At 43.0% G+C, this 22,286-nt stretch carries 20 protein-coding genes; 8 read left to right on the top strand and 12 right to left on the bottom strand.

Going from position 1 to position 22,286, the window contains the following annotated elements; translation table 11 throughout:
- The first annotated feature begins 131 nt into the window (after nt 1–131).
- Complete coding sequence (locus tag C0638_RS00090; protein WP_058711634.1) at nt 132–2,408, top strand: preprotein translocase subunit SecA; 2,277 nt, start codon at nt 132–134, stop codon at nt 2,406–2,408.
- A 289-nt stretch (nt 2,409–2,697) separates the two neighbouring features.
- Here C0638_RS00090 and C0638_RS25260 read toward each other — a convergent pair whose 3' ends face one another.
- Entirely contained in the window at nt 2,698–2,859 is a 162-nt protein-coding gene (locus C0638_RS25260) for a hypothetical protein (RefSeq protein ID WP_167346980.1), read from the bottom strand.
- Between the two features lie 344 nt (nt 2,860–3,203).
- Between C0638_RS25260 and C0638_RS00095 the strand changes: the two genes are divergently transcribed.
- Nucleotides 3,204–4,322 (top strand): hypothetical protein, encoded by a 1,119-nt coding sequence (locus C0638_RS00095; RefSeq protein ID WP_233902262.1) that lies wholly within the window; start codon nt 3,204–3,206, stop codon nt 4,320–4,322.
- A gap of 744 nt (nt 4,323–5,066) precedes the next feature.
- On the opposite strand, the gene C0638_RS00105 is transcribed toward C0638_RS00095, so the two are convergent.
- From C0638_RS00105 to C0638_RS00150, 10 genes are all read right to left on the bottom strand, one after another.
- Complete coding sequence (locus C0638_RS00105) at nt 5,067–5,471, bottom strand: hypothetical protein (protein ID WP_013370203.1); 405 nt, start codon at nt 5,469–5,471, stop codon at nt 5,067–5,069.
- Between the two features lie 160 nt (nt 5,472–5,631).
- The gene (locus tag C0638_RS00110) at nt 5,632–7,005 is read right to left on the bottom strand and encodes a transcriptional regulator (protein WP_102163270.1); all 1,374 of its coding nucleotides are present in this window, start codon (nt 7,003–7,005) and stop codon (nt 5,632–5,634) included.
- 450 nt (nt 7,006–7,455) lie between these two features.
- Nucleotides 7,456–8,787, bottom strand: a complete 1,332-nt coding sequence (locus C0638_RS00115) for a helix-turn-helix domain-containing protein (protein ID WP_102163271.1) — start codon at nt 8,785–8,787, stop codon at nt 7,456–7,458.
- 223 nt (nt 8,788–9,010) lie between these two features.
- Complete coding sequence (locus tag C0638_RS00120) at nt 9,011–9,466, bottom strand: GNAT family N-acetyltransferase (RefSeq protein WP_102163272.1); 456 nt, start codon at nt 9,464–9,466, stop codon at nt 9,011–9,013.
- A gap of 96 nt (nt 9,467–9,562) precedes the next feature.
- Entirely contained in the window at nt 9,563–10,237 is a 675-nt protein-coding gene (locus C0638_RS00125) for a VOC family protein (protein WP_102163273.1), read from the bottom strand.
- An 87-nt stretch (nt 10,238–10,324) separates the two neighbouring features.
- Nucleotides 10,325–10,849: a hypothetical protein gene (locus C0638_RS00130; RefSeq protein WP_102163274.1), complete on the bottom strand. Its 525-nt coding sequence runs from the start codon at nt 10,847–10,849 to the stop codon at nt 10,325–10,327.
- A 234-nt stretch (nt 10,850–11,083) separates the two neighbouring features.
- Entirely contained in the window at nt 11,084–12,259 is a 1,176-nt protein-coding gene (locus C0638_RS00135; protein WP_102163275.1) for an MFS transporter, read from the bottom strand.
- A 74-nt stretch (nt 12,260–12,333) separates the two neighbouring features.
- Nucleotides 12,334–12,645 (bottom strand): ArsR/SmtB family transcription factor, encoded by a 312-nt coding sequence (locus tag C0638_RS00140; RefSeq protein ID WP_014599587.1) that lies wholly within the window; start codon nt 12,643–12,645, stop codon nt 12,334–12,336.
- Nucleotides 12,646–12,772: 127 nt separating this feature from the next.
- Entirely contained in the window at nt 12,773–14,821 is a 2,049-nt protein-coding gene (locus tag C0638_RS00145) for an iron ABC transporter permease (RefSeq protein ID WP_102163276.1), read from the bottom strand.
- A complete protein-coding gene (locus tag C0638_RS00150) occupies nt 14,818–15,810 on the bottom strand; it encodes an ABC transporter substrate-binding protein (protein WP_102163277.1) in 993 nt (330 codons plus the stop codon). The genes C0638_RS00145 and C0638_RS00150 overlap by 4 nt, the downstream gene beginning before the upstream one ends.
- Before the next feature lie 172 nt (nt 15,811–15,982).
- Between C0638_RS00150 and infC the strand changes: the two genes are divergently transcribed.
- The 3 genes from infC to C0638_RS00165 all read left to right on the top strand — a co-directional run bounded on the left by infC (nt 15,983) and on the right by C0638_RS00165 (nt 18,412).
- Nucleotides 15,983–16,498: a translation initiation factor IF-3 gene (gene infC / locus C0638_RS00155; protein WP_102163278.1), complete on the top strand. Its 516-nt coding sequence runs from the start codon at nt 15,983–15,985 to the stop codon at nt 16,496–16,498.
- A gap of 156 nt (nt 16,499–16,654) precedes the next feature.
- Entirely contained in the window at nt 16,655–17,425 is a 771-nt protein-coding gene (locus C0638_RS00160) for an ANT(4')-I family aminoglycoside nucleotidyltransferase (RefSeq protein ID WP_102163279.1), read from the top strand.
- 438 nt (nt 17,426–17,863) lie between these two features.
- Nucleotides 17,864–18,412, top strand: a complete 549-nt coding sequence (locus C0638_RS00165; protein WP_013370186.1) for a hypothetical protein — start codon at nt 17,864–17,866, stop codon at nt 18,410–18,412.
- 105 nt (nt 18,413–18,517) lie between these two features.
- Here the strand turns inward: C0638_RS00165 and C0638_RS00170 are convergent, their stop codons facing one another.
- Nucleotides 18,518–18,901 (bottom strand): DUF423 domain-containing protein, encoded by a 384-nt coding sequence (locus tag C0638_RS00170; protein ID WP_040101759.1) that lies wholly within the window; start codon nt 18,899–18,901, stop codon nt 18,518–18,520.
- A 219-nt stretch (nt 18,902–19,120) separates the two neighbouring features.
- On the opposite strand from C0638_RS00170, the gene C0638_RS00175 reads away from it, so the two are divergent.
- The 3 genes from C0638_RS00175 to C0638_RS00185 all read left to right on the top strand — a co-directional run bounded on the left by C0638_RS00175 (nt 19,121) and on the right by C0638_RS00185 (nt 22,259).
- Entirely contained in the window at nt 19,121–19,594 is a 474-nt protein-coding gene (locus C0638_RS00175; protein ID WP_013370183.1) for a hypothetical protein, read from the top strand.
- 32 nt (nt 19,595–19,626) lie between these two features.
- Nucleotides 19,627–20,478, top strand: a complete 852-nt coding sequence (locus C0638_RS00180; protein ID WP_102163280.1) for a DegV family protein — start codon at nt 19,627–19,629, stop codon at nt 20,476–20,478.
- Nucleotides 20,479–20,633: 155 nt separating this feature from the next.
- A complete protein-coding gene (locus C0638_RS00185; RefSeq protein WP_102163281.1) occupies nt 20,634–22,259 on the top strand; it encodes an S-layer homology domain-containing protein in 1,626 nt (541 codons plus the stop codon).
- Nucleotides 22,260–22,286 lie beyond the last annotated feature (27 nt).

The following is a 22,286-nucleotide window of genomic DNA, read 5'->3' on the forward strand; positions in this document are numbered from 1 at the left end:
ACATCGTTGCCTAATAATAAGAATAAAGCAAGGAAGTTTTTTATTCCAAACTTTGCTATTGTTACAGAGTTTGATTATACTTTAGCCACTATTAGAATTGCGTGTTTCTACCGAGGAGGGATCAAATTCCAATGAATTTAGCCGTCAAGTTGATGCAAAAATTCAAAGACCGCGATACCCAGAATAAGCTGAAAGGCTATCGGGACAAAGCGGAGCTCATTAGGAAACGGAATTTGGAAGCATGGGACGATCAGCGGCTGAAAGCGGAATCTCTCCGGCTGAAAAAGGAAGCAAAATTGGGTACGCCTTTGGATGAGCTGCTTGTCGATGCTTATGCGTTAGTCTGCGAGGCAGCGAAGAGAAAGCTCGGATTACAGCCTTATGATGTCCAGATCATGGCTGCCATCGCTCTGCACGATAGGTTTGTGATCGAGCAGCATACCGGCGAAGGAAAAACGCTCTCTGCTGTTATGCCTGCTTATCTAAATGCGCTGACCGGCGAAGGCGTTCATGTGCTCACTTTTAACGATTATTTGGCAAATCGGGATGCGGAGTGGATGGGTCCGATCTATCGTTTCCTCGGATTAACGGTAAAATCGGTTCAAGCGGGCATGAGCTTGTCCGAGAAACGAGAAGCGTACGCCACGGATATAACCTATGTTACGGCCAAAGAAGCGGGATTCGATTACTTGCGCGACACGATTACACTAAGCGATGCCGATACCGTGCATCGTCCTTTTCACTATGTCATCGTCGACGAAGCGGATTCACTGCTTCTCGACGAAGCTCGGGTGCCCCTAGTCATCGCTGGCGAGCCGGATTCTTCCGGCAACGACGTAATTCGTTTCGCAGATGTGACTAGGCAGCTTGAGCAAGATAAGTATTACGACTTCGACGAGTTCAAGCGGAACGTTTATTTGAATGAGGCGGGCGCTGCGAAAGCGGAGTCGCTGCTGGGATGCGGTAATTTGTACGAAAGCCATAATAGTCATTTGTTGTCGTCGTTAAATTGCGCGTTGTATGCGGAAACGTTATTGAAAAAAGACGTCGATTACATCGTCCGGGACGGTAAAATCGAGCTGATCGACGAATATACCGGCCGCGTGGCGGAGAACAGGCATTTGCCAGAAGGACTGCAAGCCGCGCTTGCAGCCAAAGAAGGGCTGCACTCGAAAGTCGGCGGGAAAATTCTCGGAACGATCACCCTTCAACACTTCATTAGCCTGTATCCAAAAATTTGCGGAATGACGGCTACCGCGTACGCTTCCGCAATGGAATTCAAAGAGATTTATGCACTGCAGGTCGTGCAAATTCCACCGAACCGGCCAAACATACGGATCGACCAACCGCATCGAATTTATACCCATAAGGAAGCCAAGCTTAAGGCGCTTGTCCAAGAAATCTCGTCCGTCCATGCGATGGGACGGCCGATTCTCATTGGTACGTCAAGCGTGGAGGAGTCGGACATGCTGGCAAAGGTGCTAGCGGTTGCCGGCGTACCCTGCCATGTTCTGAATGCGAAAAACGACGTAGAAGAAGCCGAGGTCATTGCAAGAGCGGGAGAAATCGGCGCCGTGACGGTGTCTACGAATATGGCGGGACGCGGCGTCGACATTCGGCTCGGCGGTGGTAACCCTACGCAAGCAGAAGTTGTCGCCAAGCTGGGAGGGTTATACGTGATTGGTACACATGTGCACGAAAGTGTGCGGATCGACGACCAACTGCGCGGGCGTTCTGGACGCCAAGGCGACCCTGGAGCTTCCGTATTTTTCGTAAGCTTGGAGGACGAGTTGTTACTTCGGTTCGGCATCGATAAAGCGATTCGCGCCCACAGGCAGGATGAGACTCTCGAAGACCCGGTGCTACGCAGCAAAATCGCGCATATTCAGCACGTTATTATGGGCCAGAACTTCGATATCCACCAGGAACTAAACCGTTATTCGGATATGGTGGAGGAACAGCGACGTATTCTATACGAGGAGCGGCTCGTAATTTTGAAAGGAGCGACGCCGATGAGCCCTTCGGAGCAGCGGGTACGGCTTTATTATATTGACAAGTTCTGGGCTGACCATCTGGCATACATTTCTTACCTTCGCGAAGGCATCCACTTGGAGAGCCTTGCTAACCGCAATCCGATCGACGAATTTCATGAGCAAATCATCCAAGCATACGAGCAAATTCGAGCTAAAATAAATAGCAAGTCAGCGAATATGCTTGTAAGGCTCGGAGGTTCGAATGATCCGGCGAAGTGGGAAGAGTTCGGTCTGAAGAGCCCTACTTCCACTCGGACTTATATAATCAACGATCAATACATCCAGAATATGCGCAGCTCATGGACCGCAATGACTGTATTTGCTTTTGGGATTCGCAAGATTTTGAGGCCGATATTCAAACTGTCAAAATTTTGATGCAGCGTAGCTTTTTCGAGAATGATCGGGACGAATAAGAGCAAACGCTCGATTCATCCTGCGCTGAAAAAGTTGAAGCGAAGCATTGACTCCGTGTTGACTTTGGACGTCCGCTTGGATTTCTCAATTTTATAATCGGTATAAACATATCAATCACGGCCGCCAAAGCTATGGCGGCTTTTTTGCACTCATTTTGAGGGGGGATTTATATGCCAATGGCAACAAGCATAGCCGCTATAAAGCAGGCATTCTCATTGAATGTAACCTCCATCGGATGTTGGGCTAATAGTCAAGCCTGATCTTGAGATTGATCCGTTATTCTACTCTTTTTCTCAGCAATAAGTAAACCTAGCAGTACATATCCTCTGTATACTAATCCAATTAAAAGCACTCCACCAGCAATAGAAAGGAGAATAACTAAAATATTAAGTATAAATAGAAATAACTCCAAAAAGACACCTCCAAAGTAAATTAGTCTTTTTTATCTTATAGTAAAAGTCGTGTCGAAGTATCATAAAGCTTGTCATAAAACAAAATAAGAAAGCAGTTGAATGAAAGAACTAAGTTATTTAAAAAGGCTAATGGTCAGAATAAAAGACTTATATCTGCGCAACTTTTTTTCGTTTTTCTGGTATATATGATAAAAAAATGAAATCAGGTGTTTATTGAATGAGACGAATTTTTGTTTCTCTACTTGTATCTTCCTGCCTTCTAATTTCTGGCCTGCTTCCAACGGCTCTGAGTTATGCGGAGAATTCAACTTCCACTCTTCCCGTTGTAGTAGAGGATGCGGCTGTGTTCTATCTGGTTCCGCACCAACTGACTGCCGAAATAAACAAATCTTCTTTATCGCTGGATTCCGTCTCCATAAAAACCGCTCCCCTGCTGAAGAAAAATAATCATTTATATTTCCCGTTCAAATGGCTGGAAACAGTTCACTTGGCAACCATCAAGTGGGATGCAAAGACAGGCAGCACGTGGGCGGAGTTTGACATTGAGAACTCGGTACCTTTTTCCTCATTTCGGTTGATGCCTAACCAATCAAAGATTTTCAGGTACGAAGACGGAACAATGACAGCGCTGGATGAGCCAATCCCTAAAACCTTTATGAAAAACGATCAATTGTATATTCCAGCGTCACTTCTGCCTAAACTGGGAATAAATTATACATGGAGTAATGGAGTCATGCACTGGGTCTGGAACGACAAAGTAGTTAAAGCGCTTCACCCAACTTATACAACGGATAAGGAAAAAATCACTTTTAGTGCATTAGTACAAAAAGAGTTCGGGCATGCTTATCTTATGGTAAATACAGGGCACGGTGGCATGACAAGTTCCATTGGAGGTAGCATTAGCACGTTTAAGGGAAAAGAAAAAAGCATTGGAAAGCCGATTATAATAAATGGGCAAACATTTCGGCGGATTGAATATTCAGTTGAGCTTCGTCCTGGTCCAAATCCATTAGAAATTCACACCAATGATAAAGGATCTGTTAAGATAATGGTCCATCGCAAAGTATTAAACCCGTCCTCCGTTCCTATTAGATACAACCATCCCGAGAACGAGCAGGATATCCGCTTTACCAAACCTACACAGGGATACCTCCGTGTACAGGCTGGAGATCCAATAGCAATTGCTGGAGTCGTGACAGCTACGTATCTGGAAAGCAATGAAGTTTCTTTTGGAGTGGCAGCATTTCAAAACGGTGATTTTGTTGAAGTTGAAAAAAAGACCGTTATTCCCCTCAAACAGGATAAATCCTTTAGCGGTTCTGTCGTTATTCAAAAACCTGGTACTTATTTGGTCAATATTCTAAGCCCAGATGTATTCGTGGGAGGTAGTTCACCGTACGGCTCTGTCAAATGGGCTGAGATAGCAGTCGAAGTATTACCTAAAACCAAGAAAAAACCATAATTCTTCTCTTCCAATTTAACACCAGCTAAATATGGACCAGTCTATTAAAGGGAACAGCAGCGGACACAAGACTTGACAAATAAAATCTTGTGTCCGCTCCTGTTGTCATTGACCTAACGTTTCTCGTTAGCTTAACAAGGATTTCTTTTAATTACCAGGCTTTCCCTATACTAATTTGAATGGTTTCATAGTACAAAAATTATCCTTTTCCATAAACATTATTGGAGGCTAATAGATGAGTAAATTCGAGAAAAATCTAATTAAGTATTTGTCTTATGGTTTTTTTGTAGGAATATATTATTCCTTTATCAAAGGGCCAACTATGAGTTCTTCAGTCAACGGTATATTTAAGTTTTATACAGTACCCACTTCTACTTTTATTTTCAGAACTTTATCCATCTCGTTTCTACTAAGCCTCATTGCTGGAGTGGTCTATACTATCATTTTTTTATGTATAAAAGGAAATAAGTAGATCCCCCAGAATAATCCTAAAGCAAAAGGAGCCGACCAATCGCAATAGCTCCTTTTCTTTATTGACGGTTCAAAGCAAATATTGCGTCACAGGTAGAACTACTTTAAGCTTGCTCCTACTCAAGTTATATTAGCCTATCGAGGCACAGCCATTTTATCATGGATGATATTGTTGTTTGCTGTATTCAGAAACTCGTACCCTTTATTTGATTGACTAACTATTTTAAAAAAGCCTGTCCTCATTTTATGTCAAAGGCGCAAGCTTATAAAATATTAATCATACTCAATGAACACATTGCCGTTTCTATTGATGGCTTTCTGTAACAATATAATTATATTGTCCTTAAGGCAAGGAAGTACAGGTAATATATTAGTTAAACTTTTCGCTTCTTCCTCGGTCAAATTTTTAATATCAAATGAATCAAACAAATGTAGAGTCTCTCTAATATTTTTCACTTCCCAACGACTTTCCTCATACCAGCCTTCGTGAGCATCATACTCACTTAGTATATTACTTTGTACAGACTCTATTTGAATCAAGCAGCCCAATAATGTTTCAAAGTATCCATTCCATATCTTCAATGCATAGCTTTCATCTGAATTTATATAAATCACTCTTATTTCTGGTTCTCCTTCAAATCCAGCATAGTAGGTATCATTTATTTTATCTGTCTTCATACTCTTACTCCTTCTAATGGCTGTGATTTTGAACTTGAGAGCATTTTATTCTCAGACTGCCACGTGGTGACCCGTTGGTCTGTAATTCGAGCCATTCTCTCAATGCGCAATAGGAGGTGCTTCCACTGCTACTAACATAAACTGGAATGGTGGAATCAACTTACTCTTCATCTTCATTAACCACTTTAATTAAATTTCCATAGACTGTCCTTGTATGAAAAGATGCATGTTCTTTAAAATGTGTAAACAACCTCATACATCTAATTGCTTGTATTTTGTTATTAACTTCAGCGGACCTTTCCAAACAGCTGAGCAAAAATGTAAAACCGTCTGAAAACTTCCCTTTACGCAAAAGATAGATTGCTAATTCCCTCGAGAAATCAGTATATCGCTCCGTTATGAAGCGTTGAGTATACAACCCTTCCACTTTTTCCCGCTCCAGAAAGGAGATAATTTCTCCTTCAAATTGTATTAAAATATCATCTACATCAAAATGATATCGATTTGCCGCTTCAAGCATATTATCAAGCGCGGGAAGAACTTCCTCTTTTCTTGAAGAAATATAATTTACATAATTAAGAAGAACGCCCTTATCACCAGAAAGAAGCTTATTTGCATACGTATTTACTACTGCCCAGTCTTCATATTGCCTCTTCCACTTCAAAGCAGTTTCATCTGTAGCATTCACCCAACTCAAATCGGCGTAAGCATAAGTATGCTGAAGTGCTTGCTCATAGTCTTTCCTTCCTTCACAAGCTTCTGCCCGAAGCAAATGCGAGAATGCCCAATACGCAAACAAAGGAAATTTGGGTTTCTTCGAATTGTCTTTATTCATATGATGCCGTTTTTGTTCCAAATTGTATTGAATCTTAGCCTTGTCTCCAAGTGCTTTAGCGAATAATTCTAATTTGTCCCATTTTCGTAACGAGCGGTATGTATTCGCCAAGTCTTTTAATGCCTCTAACTGATCTATCTCATCTAACCGTTCAACGTAAGGCTCAAATTGAATGGCTGCATCATAGTTTTTCTCTTGATCGTCTCCAATACGAATCGTAAACAATCGATACTGGCAAACCGCCAAACGTTCTGAATACTGATACTTTTCCCCTTCTGACACGTTTTCATAAAGGAACGCCGCTGCTTCAGTATTACCCTTTTTAAAAGAATCCTCGGCTACTTCAAAAAGTGAAGGAAGATAAACAGGATTATCTAGCAACATACCTACAACTCTTCGCAAGCAATCAAGTCGTCCTAACTCCACGCAGCGGTACAAAAAAGGGCTGATTCTTCGCCAGTTGAGCGGTTCTTCCTCAATACATTCTTCAATATAACGTTCATAAAAATAATCCGGTGGTAAATCCATTCCCATAGTGATGCGATCTAGCTGGTGAACAGAAATAGACCGGTTGCCCGTCACAATGCCGCTAACTGTACCTACATTCAAATCAATCATGTGACCAAACTCGGTCATGGTTAAGCTTTTCCGTATCAGATAGGTTTGTACTTCCGCTCTAATCGTAGGTGTGATCTCCATAGATAAACCACCCTTTCAACATAAACTCGACATATAATACATAATTAAACCATGTAATGAGAAACAGTTAGTAAAAATTACTTTATCCCATCATTGTCTTTTGGAACAAAGTCATATACCCTTCGTTGTTTACAACAGTATAAATTATATTTTTAAACCCTTTTACATATATTTAACAAAAAATAGGTTTCCTCATTTTGCTTATATACAGCAAAACACGCAAAAAAAGGCTAGACGGATCATTCCATCTAACCTGTTCCATTATCCATTTGGTCTTATACTCTGTACCTCTTAAGTGCTTTAAATATCAAGCATCTTTTTCCTGCTAGGAATAATTACATTTCGCCATGGTGACTCGGTTGATAGCTATGTTCTTGATCATGAAAAAGTAAAGGGGCAGTAACTATTGCTACTAACATAAGGCTGGTTGCTAAAAAGGTCAGAATTATTTTACGCTTCATCTCGATCCACCTCATTAATCAAATTTCTGTAAGCTGTCTTCGTCTCAAATGATGAATGCTCCTGATAAGACTCAAAAAGCCTCATACATTTAATTATATATGATTTATTATTGATTAATGTAGATTTTTCCAAACAATTTAATAAAAATTTAAAGCCATCAGAAAATCTTCCTTTAGTCAAAAAGTAGACTGATAATTCCTTAGAAAAATGTATAAAACGCTCTGTTATGAATCGTTGAGTATAAAAGCCTTCGATTTTTTGTTGTTCTAAATAAGATGAAATTTCCTCCTTGAATTGCTCTAAAATATCATCTACATCAAATTGGTATCGATTAGCCGCCTCGAAGATATTATCAAGTGCGGGAAGAACTTCATCTTTTCTTGAAGAAATATAAGCTACATACTCCGGAAGTACGCTCTCTTCGCCTGAAAGAAGCTTATTTACATAAGTATTTACTACCGCCCAATCCTCATATTTATTTTTCCATTTCAATGTTTCTTCATCTGTATCCAAAACCCAGCTTAAATCAGCATATTTTTTGATATGATAAAGTCCCTTTTCATAGTCTTTTCTCTCGTCATATGCTTGTGCACGAAGTAAATGAGAAAAAGCCCAATAAGCAAACAGAGGAAAGCTTGGTTTCTTTGCATTTTCTTTTTTGGAAGGATGACGTTGTTGCTCCATGTTATATTGAATTTTGGCCTTGTCTCCCAGAGCTTTAGCGAATAATTCTACTTTGTCCCATTTTCGTAATGAACGGTATGTATTCGCCAGATCTTTTAAGGCATCTAACTGTTCTATCTCATCCAGTCGATCAACGTATATTTCAAATTGAACGGCTGCTTCATAGTTTTTCTCTTGATTATCTCCTTGCCTTGTATGGAACAAACGGTACTGACACATAGCCAGACGTTCTGAATATTGCTTTTTCTCACTTAGAGCCACATTCTCATATAGAATAGTTGCCGCTTCGTAAAGCCCTTCTCTAAAAAGTTCTTCGGCAAGCTCAAATAAAGATTCTGAATAGCCTAGTTTATCCATCAATAAATTAACCACATCATGAATGCAGTCCAATTTATGGAGTCTCGCACAATTATGTATGAAAGGACTCATCCGACGCCAGTTCGGATTAGCCTCTGCTAAATACTCAGACACATAGCGTTCATAGTAGTAACCAACGGGGTAGCCCATCGCTTGTGTAATTCGATCTAACTGATCCACTGAAAGTGTGCGGTTCCCATTAATAATACTGCTCATGGTGCCCGGATTCATTTCGGCTGCTCTAGCTAAATCACTTAGGATTAAATCATGATCTCTCATATGTTTTGCTATCTCTGTGAGTATCGTGGTTGTTGTGTTGTACAAAGTAACCACCCCTTATCAGGAACTTATTAGGATATCAACTCATTAAAAAAGGACTATTGCAATCCAATGATTGTATAGCCTTTCCGCAATTTATTGTACCATCTTTTGGCACAATATCATATACCTTTCAGAACCTTACTTAAGATACCTTTGAAGGGTTTGCAAAGAAAATTAAGCTCTATAAATCCTGAGACATACGAATCATATCTCTACACTGTATGCCATTCTCATAAATTTCTTCTAGATAGTTATGTCTGACAAAGAAATCTAGATCTACACCCACAATTCTGAAACCACATTTTTGGTAGAGAGCTAATTGTCCAATGCTAGAGTTTCCTGTACCAATTTCTAACGTTTTATAGCCTTGTGACCGGGCTGTTTCAATGGCATGGGTTACTAATTGTCTCCCAATCCCTTTACCATGCATGACTTCCGCTACTGCAATATTCACCACCTCAATTGTTTCGGGTCTTGTAGGTAAAAGAACATAGACTCCCACAATTTGATGCTCAATTTCTGCTACATAACACTGCCCTCTTTTCAAATATTCCTCAACAATTTGGCGCGAAGGATCAGCTAGTAGCAAGAGCTCTAACGGACAATTTTCATTTGGTTTAAGCCATCTAATATTCATCTATTCTCTCCTGTATGTATTGTTATCCCCGAATTTTCCCACTTCTTGATTTATTCCAGAAATCCGGGAGTGATGGCGATGAGATAAAGCCTTAACTTAGATTGATCTCAATTCATACAACCCCTTGTGAAACGAAAGACGGGCAGAACATGTACCTTCAAACAAGACACGGATGCCGAACACAGCCGGAAGCCTATCATCAGGAAACCAGGGGCGTTGCTTGTCTGTGACAATAAAGGAACCTTCCACATCCCCTAGCGGTGCGAATTTCTGTCCAGCCCCTCCCCATGAATTAAATTGGAACGTTTCGGTGATTATTTTGGATACCTCTGGAACATCATCAACTGGAAGACCAATCTCGCTTATACGAAGTAGGGAGTGGGGACCGAAAGCTTCAGTAACTGCATTATCGAGTGTATGGTGAGCAATGAATTCAATGAGGTTATGATCCGGATCATAGAAGTAAAACGCCGTGGCATTCCAGTTTTCGAAAAAAAACTCGTCTTCTTGGGATCTTGCAATCAATGTAATCCCCCGGTCGATGGCCCACTGTTTTGCTTCTATGAATTTATTTGTTGGGATCGTAAAGGCAATATGATAAAATTCATTTTCCATGTGGGAGGATTCCTGAAAAGCAAGCACCGATTCCCCTACTTGAAACGACAACCGCGAAGGGCCCTCCTCTACAACCTGCAAATCCAGGAGAGAGCCGTAAAAAGCTTTCATCGCTTCGAAGCTGCGTGTGTCCAAGAGCACTGCTTTTAATTTCATACGATCGTCCTCCCTCATAGATAAAAGATAACCTGTACATATCCAAATTAGCATATCGATTTAGGCTGTATTGGATCATTCTATTGGTTATTGACTATCTTTTAATTCGCTCAAAAGTTTGGCATTTACATCCAACGCCTTAAAACGAAGTAATATAGCCTGTTCATCCAGAACTTTACTTTTTGCCATTTCGAGATAAAGCTTGGGTTGATCCCGAAATGCTCTTGCCCTCCCAATCGAGTATGCTTTCTTGAGATATTCATGAGCTAATACAGGCTTGCTCTGCAGAAGAAGCGTTTCCGCCATTTGAATGTAAGGCCCTGCATGTATAATCCGATACCCCGCACTTTCCAAATCTATAATTTCCTCATTTAAAAGCTCTACTGATCGCTGCATATGGCTGTTATAATTGAGAATTTGAACATACTGATGCAAAGTTACACTTGTAATGCCCCATGTATGCTTAGGTTCGGGGATGAGGTCCCAAGCCTTCTGTGCCTTTTCCTCGGCCAAGTTGCTATCTAACGGGAGTGTAAGAGCTGCTTCCTCTCCAAGAGCCCAAACCGTTTCTTCCAATTGAGCTTCCAGATCATCATACATTCGAATATCCATCAGATTCCTCCCCATAGATAATATAAATTCTAACACTTAGAGATGTCTACTCCTTCATTACGATTAACGAAAGCGCTTAATCAAGGATATCACTCCCCAGATGAGCAACGCCAAGATCCCACTGACGATTACAAAGGTCATTAAGATCGAAGTCCATACGAAATGCAATCAACATCACCCCATGCATCATTTTATGGTCATCTTGTAAAGTATCTTCTAATGTCTCTCCATATTTTAACGCACGTTCACTTCCGTTGCATTTGAATTGAACAATTTTATTTTTATAATCATAGATAAGAATGCCAGCAGCGCAAACATCATTCCGCTCCAGATGAGCTGGTGTATTCCCAAATGAGAGATAAACCATCCGCCTATAGCAGATCCTATCGTAATACCCAGATTAGAAAATGAGACAAACAGGCTGTTACCGAACTCTGGAGCTTCTTTCGCTTCAGTGGTTAACCATGTTTGGCTAATAATAAGCCCTCCTGAATGCACAGCTCCCCAAATGAGCACAACTACAATCATCGCTAGGAAAGATGTACCCAGAGCATAAGTGAATACGTAAACGACCATATATAGCAACGGGAACATGATGACGGTCTTGATCAGATTTTTATGTAATAACCCTCCAAATAAAAAGTTCCCAAAAATCATAACGATTCCAAAGACCATCAGCATCATGCTGATCCATGATCCGTTCATAAGAGTTAATTCTCCAAGATATTCAGCAAAGTAGCTATACACTGAAAACATAGCCGCAAAGATAAAAATAACAGACACAATATTGAACCATAATTGAGGCTTGCGTAATATACCAAGCTGTTTGCCATAAGACATCTTTTGCTGGACAGGTAGAGAAGGAAGCCATATGAGAATTCCTACAAATGCAATCATGCTTACGACAGCTCCAAACCAGAAAGCAGCTTCTAACGCTATCTTCTCAGCAAGATAAGAAGTCAAGGGCACACCAAAAGCAAATCCTACTGTAATCCCGGCGAAAACCTTGGTGACGGCTTTACTGCTCTTTTCAGGGGGGACAAGATGAGATGCGGTCACGAGGGCAACTGAAAAAAAGACAGGGTGAAATATAGCAGGGAGAACACGAAAAATGAGCATGACCTCAAAATGAGTAGTATAGGCATAGACAATATTTGAAATAACAAAACTGAATACAGCTATTAATAGAATAACTTTACGATTCATGCCAGAAACGAGTAAGGTCAAAAACGGGCCTGAGATAGCAACAACTAAAGAAAATATACTGACGAGCCAACCAGCCTGGGAAGCTGACACATTGAATTTTTGAGTGACTTGGGGAAGAACACCTATAGTCCCCATTTCCGTTGTAATAATGCCGAACACGCCCAAAGCTAGAATGATAATAAGTAACGGGTTAACCTTTTTCATATTAAGTATAAGCCTCCAATTAATTATATATATAGATTTGTAGATATGTTATGTGAAAAAAAACTCCTTTCTGTTTATAGTTCTTTTTGGATGTACTCGGCAAATTCCTGTATTGTTTTTTCATTCCGACGATAGTACGTCCACTTTCCTACTCGCTCAGACTCTAACAAACCGGATTTTTGCATCGTTAATAAATAACTTGAAATTACAGACTGTGCCAGTCCCGATTTGGCCTGAATATCTCCCACGCATACACCAATTTGAAAATTAAGCCCTTGCTTTAAATAAGCCTGTTCATCAAAATAATCTTCCGGTTTTTTTAACCACTGCATAATTAGACGACGAGTCTCGTTGGACAAAGCTTTATAAATCAATGACGGTTCCATACATCACATTATATCTACTTTATTAGATTTGTAAATATTTAATTCAGATGATTACATAATAAAATATAATAAAGGCTGCTTCCTCACGGAGAATCCGCTTGGAAACAGCCTGTTTGTGTCATCTCAACTACACAGATTTACTCTTATTCGAGCGGTACATCAAGTACAGAAAATACGGTGCACCAATCAATGCAATCAGCAACCCAGAAGGAATTTCGGTCGGTGCAAGCACGGTCCGTCCAATCGTATCCGCCAGCACCAGCATGACCGCTCCCAAGATGCTCGACAGAACAATGGAACGGCGTACATGGTGCCCGATCAACGTACGCACAATATGCGGAGCAATTAGCCCGATGAAGCCAATTGTACCCACACAGGCTACTGCTCCACCTGCCAGCAGCACACCCACTACCATCGCCAGCAGCCGGGTGCGACGCACCGGAAGTCCCAGACCCATGGCACTGCTATCGTCAAATACCAAAAGATCGAAACGACGAGCCAGCCACCACGCTACTGGCAACAACACGAGCAGAAAGGCCAGAATGGTCGCCACCTGCCCCCAGTTTCGAGCGTAGGTACTACCAGTCAGCCAGATATAGCCTGTGCTACCCCAAAGTGAACCTTGGATGATCAACACCTGAATACCGGCTGATCCGATGGCAGATACGGCAATACCAAGCAGGATGACCACAGACGGATTGAGTTGCTTGTTCCACGATAAAAAGAAGATTACCGCTGCCGATACCGTCGCTCCGGCAATTGCCGCGATGGGCAACATATAAATAGGCAGCCCAGGCCACACGATAATCACTGCAAGCGCGCCGAAACCAGCCCCCGAAGAAACCCCGATGATTGAGGCATCCGCCAAAGGATTACGAACCGCTAGTTGGATCAAGACGCCGCTGACCGCAAGCGCGATACCAGCCCCGGCTGCCACCAACGTGCGTGGTATTCTAAATTGTAGCAAAGCCGAATTCGCGTTCTCCCCGCCAAACAGGCCAGACAGCAGATCCCCCACCGGAATGCGCATGCCTCCAAACATTAGACTGAATACCGTTAACAGCACGGCACAGCAAGCAAATATTGTAACCAGTCTGCCAAACGGTAATTTCCGAGAGCGTACACCTATGTTCATTGAAGACTGTCCACCGATACCGGAAGGCAGCTTCATCTTCCACAAAATCAGCCAAATCAACCAAGGTGCCCCGATCAAGGCCATGACCGCTCCGGTTGGCAAATCCATACTTGATTTGTGAACCATTTTCGCCAGCACGTCTGCGCCTATCAACAGCAGTGCCCCCCATAGGAAGGAACCGGGCAGTACCCAACGATGCATTTTCAGCCCGCTTAAGCGAACCAAATGCGGAGCCACCAAACCTACAAATCCGATGGGACCAATGACGCTGACTGTAATGGTCGATAGCAGAACCGCCAGCACAATTCCCACCGCCCGGGTTAAGCTAACCTTTTGTCCAAGGGATGTGGATGTGGACTCATCCAGGTCAAGCACATCAAACTGCCTTGACAGCATAACAGCAATAACCGAGAGTCCTACTACCCAAGGCCAAGCGTAAGTCGTCCCACTCCAATCATTTTGCACCAGTGAGCCCGCCCCCCAGAGAAACAGCCCCTGTGTTTCAAATGAATAAAAGATATGCAACGCTCCGGTAAATGAACCAAGAACCATGGATACGATCAGACCGGCAAGCGCCAACCGAATCGGAGTTCCTGCTCTTCCTCCACCCATAAAATAAGCTAGCACCGCTGCCAACAGCCCGCCAGCGGCGGCAAATAGAAATGGCGCCTGGTGCAGCAAGCCAGGAAACATCACTGCACCAAGTACGACCACAAAGTAGGCACCAGCGTTTATCCCTAGGGTATCAGAAGCCGCCAGTGGATTTTTGGTGATGGCCTGAAGCAAAGCACCGGCAATAGCCAGTGCGCCGCCAGCCAGGATTCCAATAACCGTACGCGGCATCCGAAGATCCCACACCATGTTATGCTCAAGCGTATCCTGACGCTGGGTCAACGCCTCGATGACTGTATGCAGCGGGATCGAAGCCTCCCCATAACACAAGCTTACAAAAAAAAGCACGATGAGGACGAGCAAACCGCCCCCAAAGATGCTTCCTATACGCCAAGTCTTCGATAAACCCGTTGTGTCCGTTCGGGTCATTTCGTCAGAGCTCCGACTACTTGATCAACCAGTACTTTGGATGAGATTGGGCCACCGAATGTCCATGTTGTGCCGTCTAGCGGGTAGGTCCGTTTCTCTTTAACAAAGTTCAGTCCGTTCCATACCGTGTTGTTCTTCATCGCGGCGCCAAATATATCGTCCGTCTTTTGCGTAATGTAGATAAAATTACTGTCCTGGATAGCTGGAAGAGCTTCGATTCCAACGGTACTAAATCCGTACTTCTCAGTCTGGTCCGACTTCCAGTCATTCACCATACCGATTTTCGCAAGTGTTCCCACTACAACCGAATTTTCTTTGAACATTCGCAGACTGGCAGCATTTTGAGATGTAAAGGCTTGTGTCAGTGCATAGTGAAAGTCTGCTTTGCCCGCTTTTTCCAATGTAGCCTTTGCCTCTACATAGTGCTGGTCAAGTTCACTTAAGACTTTATCAGCCTGTTCCGTTTTACCGGTAGCCACAGCAACTTGCTTAAAAATTTCAACCATACGATCGTAATCATAGCCGTTCCCCTTGTAAGGATCGAACTCTATCGTTGTTGCAATTCCCTTAAGCTGTGCATAGATCGCTGCATTGTTATCGGCGTTAGAGATAATAAGATCTGGCTTGAGCGCCGCAATCGCTTCGAGATTGGGTTCGCCCCGTGTGCCGATATCCGTTACGGTATCAGCCAGCTTCGCCTCCGGTGTTACCCACAGCTTGTAGTTTTCATTGTCCGCATTGCCGACCGGCTGTACGCCAAGGGCAATCAGATCTTCGGTAAACGTCCATTCGAGTACAACGACACGTTCCGCTGGCTTGTCCAGCTTGACTTCTCCATGGTCGTCCTTAACCGTAACTGGACCAGCCGCTGTAGATGTCTGCTTAGATCCTGCAGCACCTTCCGTCTTTGAGCTATCAGCCGAACCGCAACCTGCCAATACAATCGCGAAAACTACAAATAACAATAGGCCATTCAACATCTTTTTCATTTCTCTCAATCACCCCTGTATGTATATGCATCGGAAAATGATAATCATTATCAGTAAAAGAGTATAGGGGTTAGTGATTTTTGTCAATAAGGATATATCGAAGTTCAATTGAATCGCACACAGGTTCCGTATATGATAGCTTTATCATTGTTTTAAGGGAGGCTACATTGAAGTGGCAGTATTAATCAACGAGCAAATTAAAGCTGATGAGGTGGTGCTCACTGGACTCTCAGGGGAGAACCTCGGCGTTGTTTCCAAGTCAGAAGCCTTGGCTATGGCCCGATCCAAAGGAGTGGATCTGGTCTGCACCTCACTGATGAGTAGTCCACCACCATGCAGTTTGGTTGCAAAAGGTAAAGGAAAAGCGCTTGCGCAAAAAAAAGCCGCAGCAAGCAAAACAAACAACGGACGAGCCGCAGGAAACAGCGGCAAAGAAAAGGTCAAGGAGCTCCGCTTCACCGCTCACATTGAGGATCATGATTACGACACGAAGCTGCGTCAGGCGGACAAACAGCTTCGTTCTGGTAAGCCGGTACAGTTGGTCGTTAAGGCGTCAGGCGCAAAAGAAGCACCTGTCGCCAAAGCGGTGCTGGAGCGTCTACTGGGTGATCTGAAGGAAGTCGGCGTAAAGGAAACTGGAATCCAGACGGGCGGCAAGGGCTCACAGATAAAATTAAACCCTCGCTGAATGGCGAATCGGTAGATTGGACAAGTCTCTTCGTCCGTATGAAAATCCCTTGGGAGGAATTGAAATGCATCGAAAAAATGTCCCTCGTTAAGCCCGTTCTCCTCCATCCATGTGTTAGTTTCAACTCACCCCAATAAATCGGAGGGAGAATCACTAATGAACATGAATGGACCTACTCACATTTCTCGAATTGAGAGATTTCAGACTTGCCACGAAATAGCTGCTAGGTTGCATGAGGTATATAGAGACAAAATTTTGGCTATAGGGGTCTATGGATCTGTTGCCAAAGGTACGGACGGCCCTTTCTCAGATATTGAAATTTTTTGTGTATTAAGTGAATCCAACGCTCCTGTAGATTTTAGCCATGAATGGTCGGCGGGTCCCTGGAAAGCTGAGGTGAACGTCTGTAGTTCAGACATTCTTCTGAAAACCGCCTCTACTGTTGAGGGCGACTGGCCGTTAACACATGGACCCTTCTTTTCCCCACTTCGTCTGTATGATCCTAAAGACTTTTTTTCTATATTAAAGGAAGCTGCCGAATCCCCAACAAAGGAAGATTTCAGGCATGCCATCAACGAAGTGCTTGTAGGTGAAATGTATGAGTTTATTGGAAAGCTTAGAAATGTCAGTATAAATGGCCCTCGTACTTACTTGCCGTACTTGATCATGCAGTTTGCCCAATATGGGGCTATGTTAGTTGGGTTACACAATCAGAAGCTTTTCTCAACGGGCTCAATGGTTCTACCAGAAGCACTGGAACTGCCAGGTCGTCCAGAGGGATTTGATCATCTAGTTAAGTTGGTTATGTCCGGAGATTTAGCGGAACCAACAAAGATCATTTCAGTCTGTGAAAATTTCTGGAGTGGTCTTGTGAGTTGGGCAGTCGAACATGACTATCATATGAACTCACAACGAATCCCATTTTAATCGGAAATTAAAGTCCGTTTTAATTTCGCTTACTATAATACCCTATTTTCGCTATGCCAAATCTCCCTTTCGTTAAGGGGGATTTTCATTTTTCTTCTGAGCGGATGAGATCCTTTTTACAGACATGTTACGTTATATTTTTTTGTAAAATATTTTAAATTTAAATTACTTGATTTCATTCCCCACCTCGCTTATTCTCGGTATATGCATACTTTGGCTCTATTAATCTTCTCATATACAACCCTTGTTCATGTACACATGCCAGAATGTATATTTCCTGTGTTTTCAGAGAAAATGTAACGCATAGGTCTTTATATAGAGCTAATTTTTGTTAATATCCAATAACAGGGCCCTAGGCCCTATGACAGATTACATTTTAATGATATATTGATAGATACTACAAAAGACTAATTACCCAGGGCTTGGGCTGGAGGATGTATGAAAAAGGAATCAAATCAAGACGAAACCAGTTATTTATTTAATGTTGATGTATTAGTTAAAGGTCGTTCGAACGTAGAGGCCCTTCAGTTCCTGCTTAATCTCTTGAGCCAAAACGAACAAATTGCGGATAGTCGGATTCAATCTGGTATCGAACTTGGCAATTTAATTGAAGCTGCATTATATCTAAAAAAACAGTCGGCTGTTAATAGCCCATCTGATGCAGCCGCTACGCTTGCGGAAAGATTCTCCAAAAAGAAAGCAGCCGCAATTCCGAACAAGACACCCGTTGTTCAAGAGATTAAACAATCCCACGTACAGCCAAAGCCTGCAATACAACAAGACCTTAGTACGTACGAATGGATCAAACGCTATATACATGATAATACGCTTGTACGGTTAATTGTGAACCGCTATGGAGGACAGCGCAGCATTCCTTGCCGCATACTCAACCTGGACCATGATAATAACCTGCTGAGTGTGTATCATGTCGATGAGAAGCAAGTATACTCCTTTAAAATGAATGAGATTGACGAAATCACATCATAAGTGTAACATCTCACTAAAACAACTAAGCATGAAAAAAGAGAATCGGTGGAAAAACATTGCGTCTTTCCTCACGATTCTCTTTTTTAGTATGGACCGGTAAGTTTTCTAAGCCTCTTTCTTTAGACCAGCAGCAGCCCATGCCAGGAATATCCATCCTGCAATAAAACATACGCCCCCTAATGGGGTGATCGCACCCAGCACACGGATTCCGGTTAAACTTAGCACATACAGACTGCCGGAAAACAAAATGATACCCGTGAACAACAGCCGCGCGGCCCATCTTAAGCGGGTCGAAGGGCCCCATTGTCCGGCAGCCAATGCAATGATCAGCAAACCGACAGCGTGAATCATATGGTATTTCACACCGGTTTCATATATAGCCAATGCATCCGCGTCGATCCGTGCTTTTACAATATGCGCTCCGAAGGCTCCAATGGCTACCGCCAACATCATCATTATAGATCCTACCATTATCCATCTTCGTTGCATGTTTTTTTTACTCCTTTTCACTGTTCCTTTTACCCGAATGTTCTTCTTATTTTATCGGAACAGCATGAAGTTTACCAGCCAGTGTGTGTAAACAAACCACATACGAAATTCGATGATTAAGCCCTGTCTATTGGAGGGTAATATGTAAAGTGGCTTGCTTTTTTGTTTATTTTGTGGAAAATTAGTACCTGTTCGGACTATGTTCAAGGAGTTGAAAAAATGAGTTACCAAGATCCTAATTTGCAAAAGCCTGCTGCGTCTGAGGAGCACCCTGTTTTTTCAGAAGCTCCTGTGTTTCAGCCTCCGGTCAAGCTCAAGCATTCCGGTCCCGGAATTGCCTCTTTTATTATGTCGCTCGTCAGTCTGATCGGATATATTATCTTGGCTATTATGGTCATTAATCTGATGGCTCATTTCAGCCAATACCAAACAATGAACCCGGAAGTCGTTTTGCAGCAAACCGGAACGATGCTGATTCCCTTTATTTTTTTAGCCAGCCTGCTGCTCAATTGTAGCGGACTTGTGGTCGGGATCATCGGCATTGCGTTAAAAAACCGCAAAAAAACCTTTGCTATTACTGGATTAATCATTAATGCACTCATTATTGTAGGTTTTATTGCACTACTTGCCATCGGTCTTTCGATTCCGAATAGCACAGCGGATATTTATCCTTCCTCTGTGCAGTCTTTATGATTTTTCTGCATCTCACAGAGAGGATTTAATGTATGAACAAAATTAAAATTTTTGCAGACAGTACCAGTGATGTTCCTGCCCACTGGCGTCAACAGTACGAGATTAGCATTGTACCATTGTATACAGTATTTGGTGATGAAGCATTGCAAGATGGGGTGAACATTCACCCGGAACAATTATTTCAGCGTGTCAGCCGCGAGGGAAGCTTACCTCGTACCGCCGCACCTTCTCCGGCAGATTTTATTCAAGCCTTTACGCCCTACATAGAACAAGGAGATGACATTTTATATATCAGTCTGTCCTCCGAGCTATCATCGACATACCAGAATGCGCTGCTCGCTGCCTCCGAATTTCCAGAAGGTCGCATTACGGTTTTTGATTCCCTAAATTTGTCGTGCGGTTTTGGCCTGCTTGTGATGAAAGCTGCTCGCGCGGCAGCAAACGGTAGTACGATAGAGCAGATTGTAGACATGTTGACGGCAACCAGACCGCTAATCGACACGGAATTTGTGATTGATACACTCGAATACCTATATAAAGGCGGAAGATGCTCAGGCATGCAAAACCTGATCGGCAGTCTGCTCAAAATTCGTCCGGTAATCAAAGTGATTGACGGAAAAATGACGCCCGCCTACAAGGTTCGCGGCAAACGTGAAAAAGCACTGGAACAAATGCTGCAAAATGCCCTGAACCATCGGGATTCGATGGATAACGATATGATTATTGTCGTGCACGCTTTGGCTGAGGAAGATGCGCTGATGCTGCAAGCACGTCTGAAAGAGGAAACAAACGCACAAGAGGTACTGCTAACAACAGCAGGCTGTGTTATATCCAGTCATTGTGGTCCACAAACGATCGGTATTATGTATAGCAAAAAAGCATAGTTTATCCAATATCAAACCTGTTACCCATTGGTAGCGGGTTTTTTGGTATTTTTCCAGCAATTTAGCAATGAATAACTTTCCTCTTTTTGATAGTATTATTCGTCGAGTAACAATATATACACTTACAATCTATCATAAAAAGAAGGTTATTGGGGATGAGTTCCAAACGATCGCGTTGGCTAACCAGGTTTACTCTATCGGCAACTACAGCCATTACAATATTCACAACATTCACTTCATACTTAGCTGCCCCGGCAGCAGCATCCGGCGTAGCTTTTCGGGATATTGCACACAGCTACGCCTATCAGTCTATTATTTCCCTGCATGCTAAAGGAATTTTGAATGGTACACAACCTGGTTACTTTTCTCCTAAAAAGGCTGTTACCAGAGCTGAATGGGTTACCGCATTGGACCGTACACTCGGGCTAGAACCTGTACAAGCAGTTGTTTCCTCCTATCGGGATGTTCCCAAACAGGCGTGGTACTACGGTTGGATTGAGGCGGCTTCGCAGCTTGATATCGTACAGGGAGGTTCTTCCGCTACATTTCGACCCAATAGTCCTATAACCCGACAAGAAGCAGCCTTAATGATTGCACGTCTCATCCGCTCTTCGGGCGGATCAGGCGGCACCACATCCTCTTTCACAGATCGTGACGAAATTGCAGATTGGGCTCTTGAAGGGGTAACCACCGTGAATCGTTACGGCTTTATGAAAGGTGAAAACAACTATTTTCGCCCGGCATCTTCTCTCACTCGTGAAGAAACAGCGGTATTATTGGAGCGGCTGCTAACGTATTCAGCACAGCATGCTCGCCAAGCTGCTTCCACTACTTCTTCCATTCGATTAGGCTGGCAATATGACCAAACCGTTCAGCAGTTTGAAAATACGGTGCTTCAATCCAACATCAACACCCTGTCACCACGCTGGTTTTTTCTGAACGAAACAGGCAGTATCAGCGATTACACCAATTCTTCGCTGCTTACCTGGTCCAAACAGCATCAAAAAAAAATCTGGGCTATGGTAGGCAACCGCTCCAATCTGGCGCTAACGCACCAAATTCTGTCCAGTGAGGTTCTACGGGCTACAACCATAACTCAACTTGCCAATGCTGTGTCTGTACATGGTTTGGACGGGCTTGTCATTGATTTTGAAAATGTAGATGGTCAGGATCGTGCCTACCTTACATTGTTCGTCCAACAATTAAAGGCTAAGTTGAAAAGTCAAAATGCGGTACTGGCGCTTTGTGTATCTCCTGATTACGGAACGGACTGGACTGCCGCTTTTGATTATCAAAAGCTTGGCGCTGCGGCAGACTATCTCATCCTGATGGGATATGACGAGCATTGGGGAGGGAGCTCGATCCCCGGCTCCGTGTCCTCACTGCCATGGCTGCGTGAAAGCGTGCGGCGCTTTGTACAAACCACCGATCCGGAGAAAGCGATTTTGGCATTGCCCTTATTTACACGGAATTGGACACTTAACGCTAGCGGACAGTCAATCGCTTCCTCTGATATTTCATTAGACCAGCAAAATCAGCTAGTATCCCGTATCTCTTCCAAACCGATCTGGAACGAGGATATTCAGCAGTATACCGTATCATACAAAGATACTCAGCTTCATAAGCTATGGCTGGAAGAAGGGCGATCCTTTACTCGTAAGTACCGCCTGGGCCAGGATGAAGGATTTGCCGGCTTCGCCTACTGGTATTCAGGCGGCGCAAGCTCTGATCTGTGGTCCAGTGTGAAAAATGCGGACCGCTTTATACAGCGTGGCTTGTAAAAGTTAAAAACCTTCAACCTCACGTAA

This window comes from Paenibacillus sp. lzh-N1 (assembly GCF_002872435.1).
Taxonomy (GTDB): domain Bacteria; phylum Bacillota; class Bacilli; order Paenibacillales; family Paenibacillaceae; genus Paenibacillus; species Paenibacillus polymyxa_C.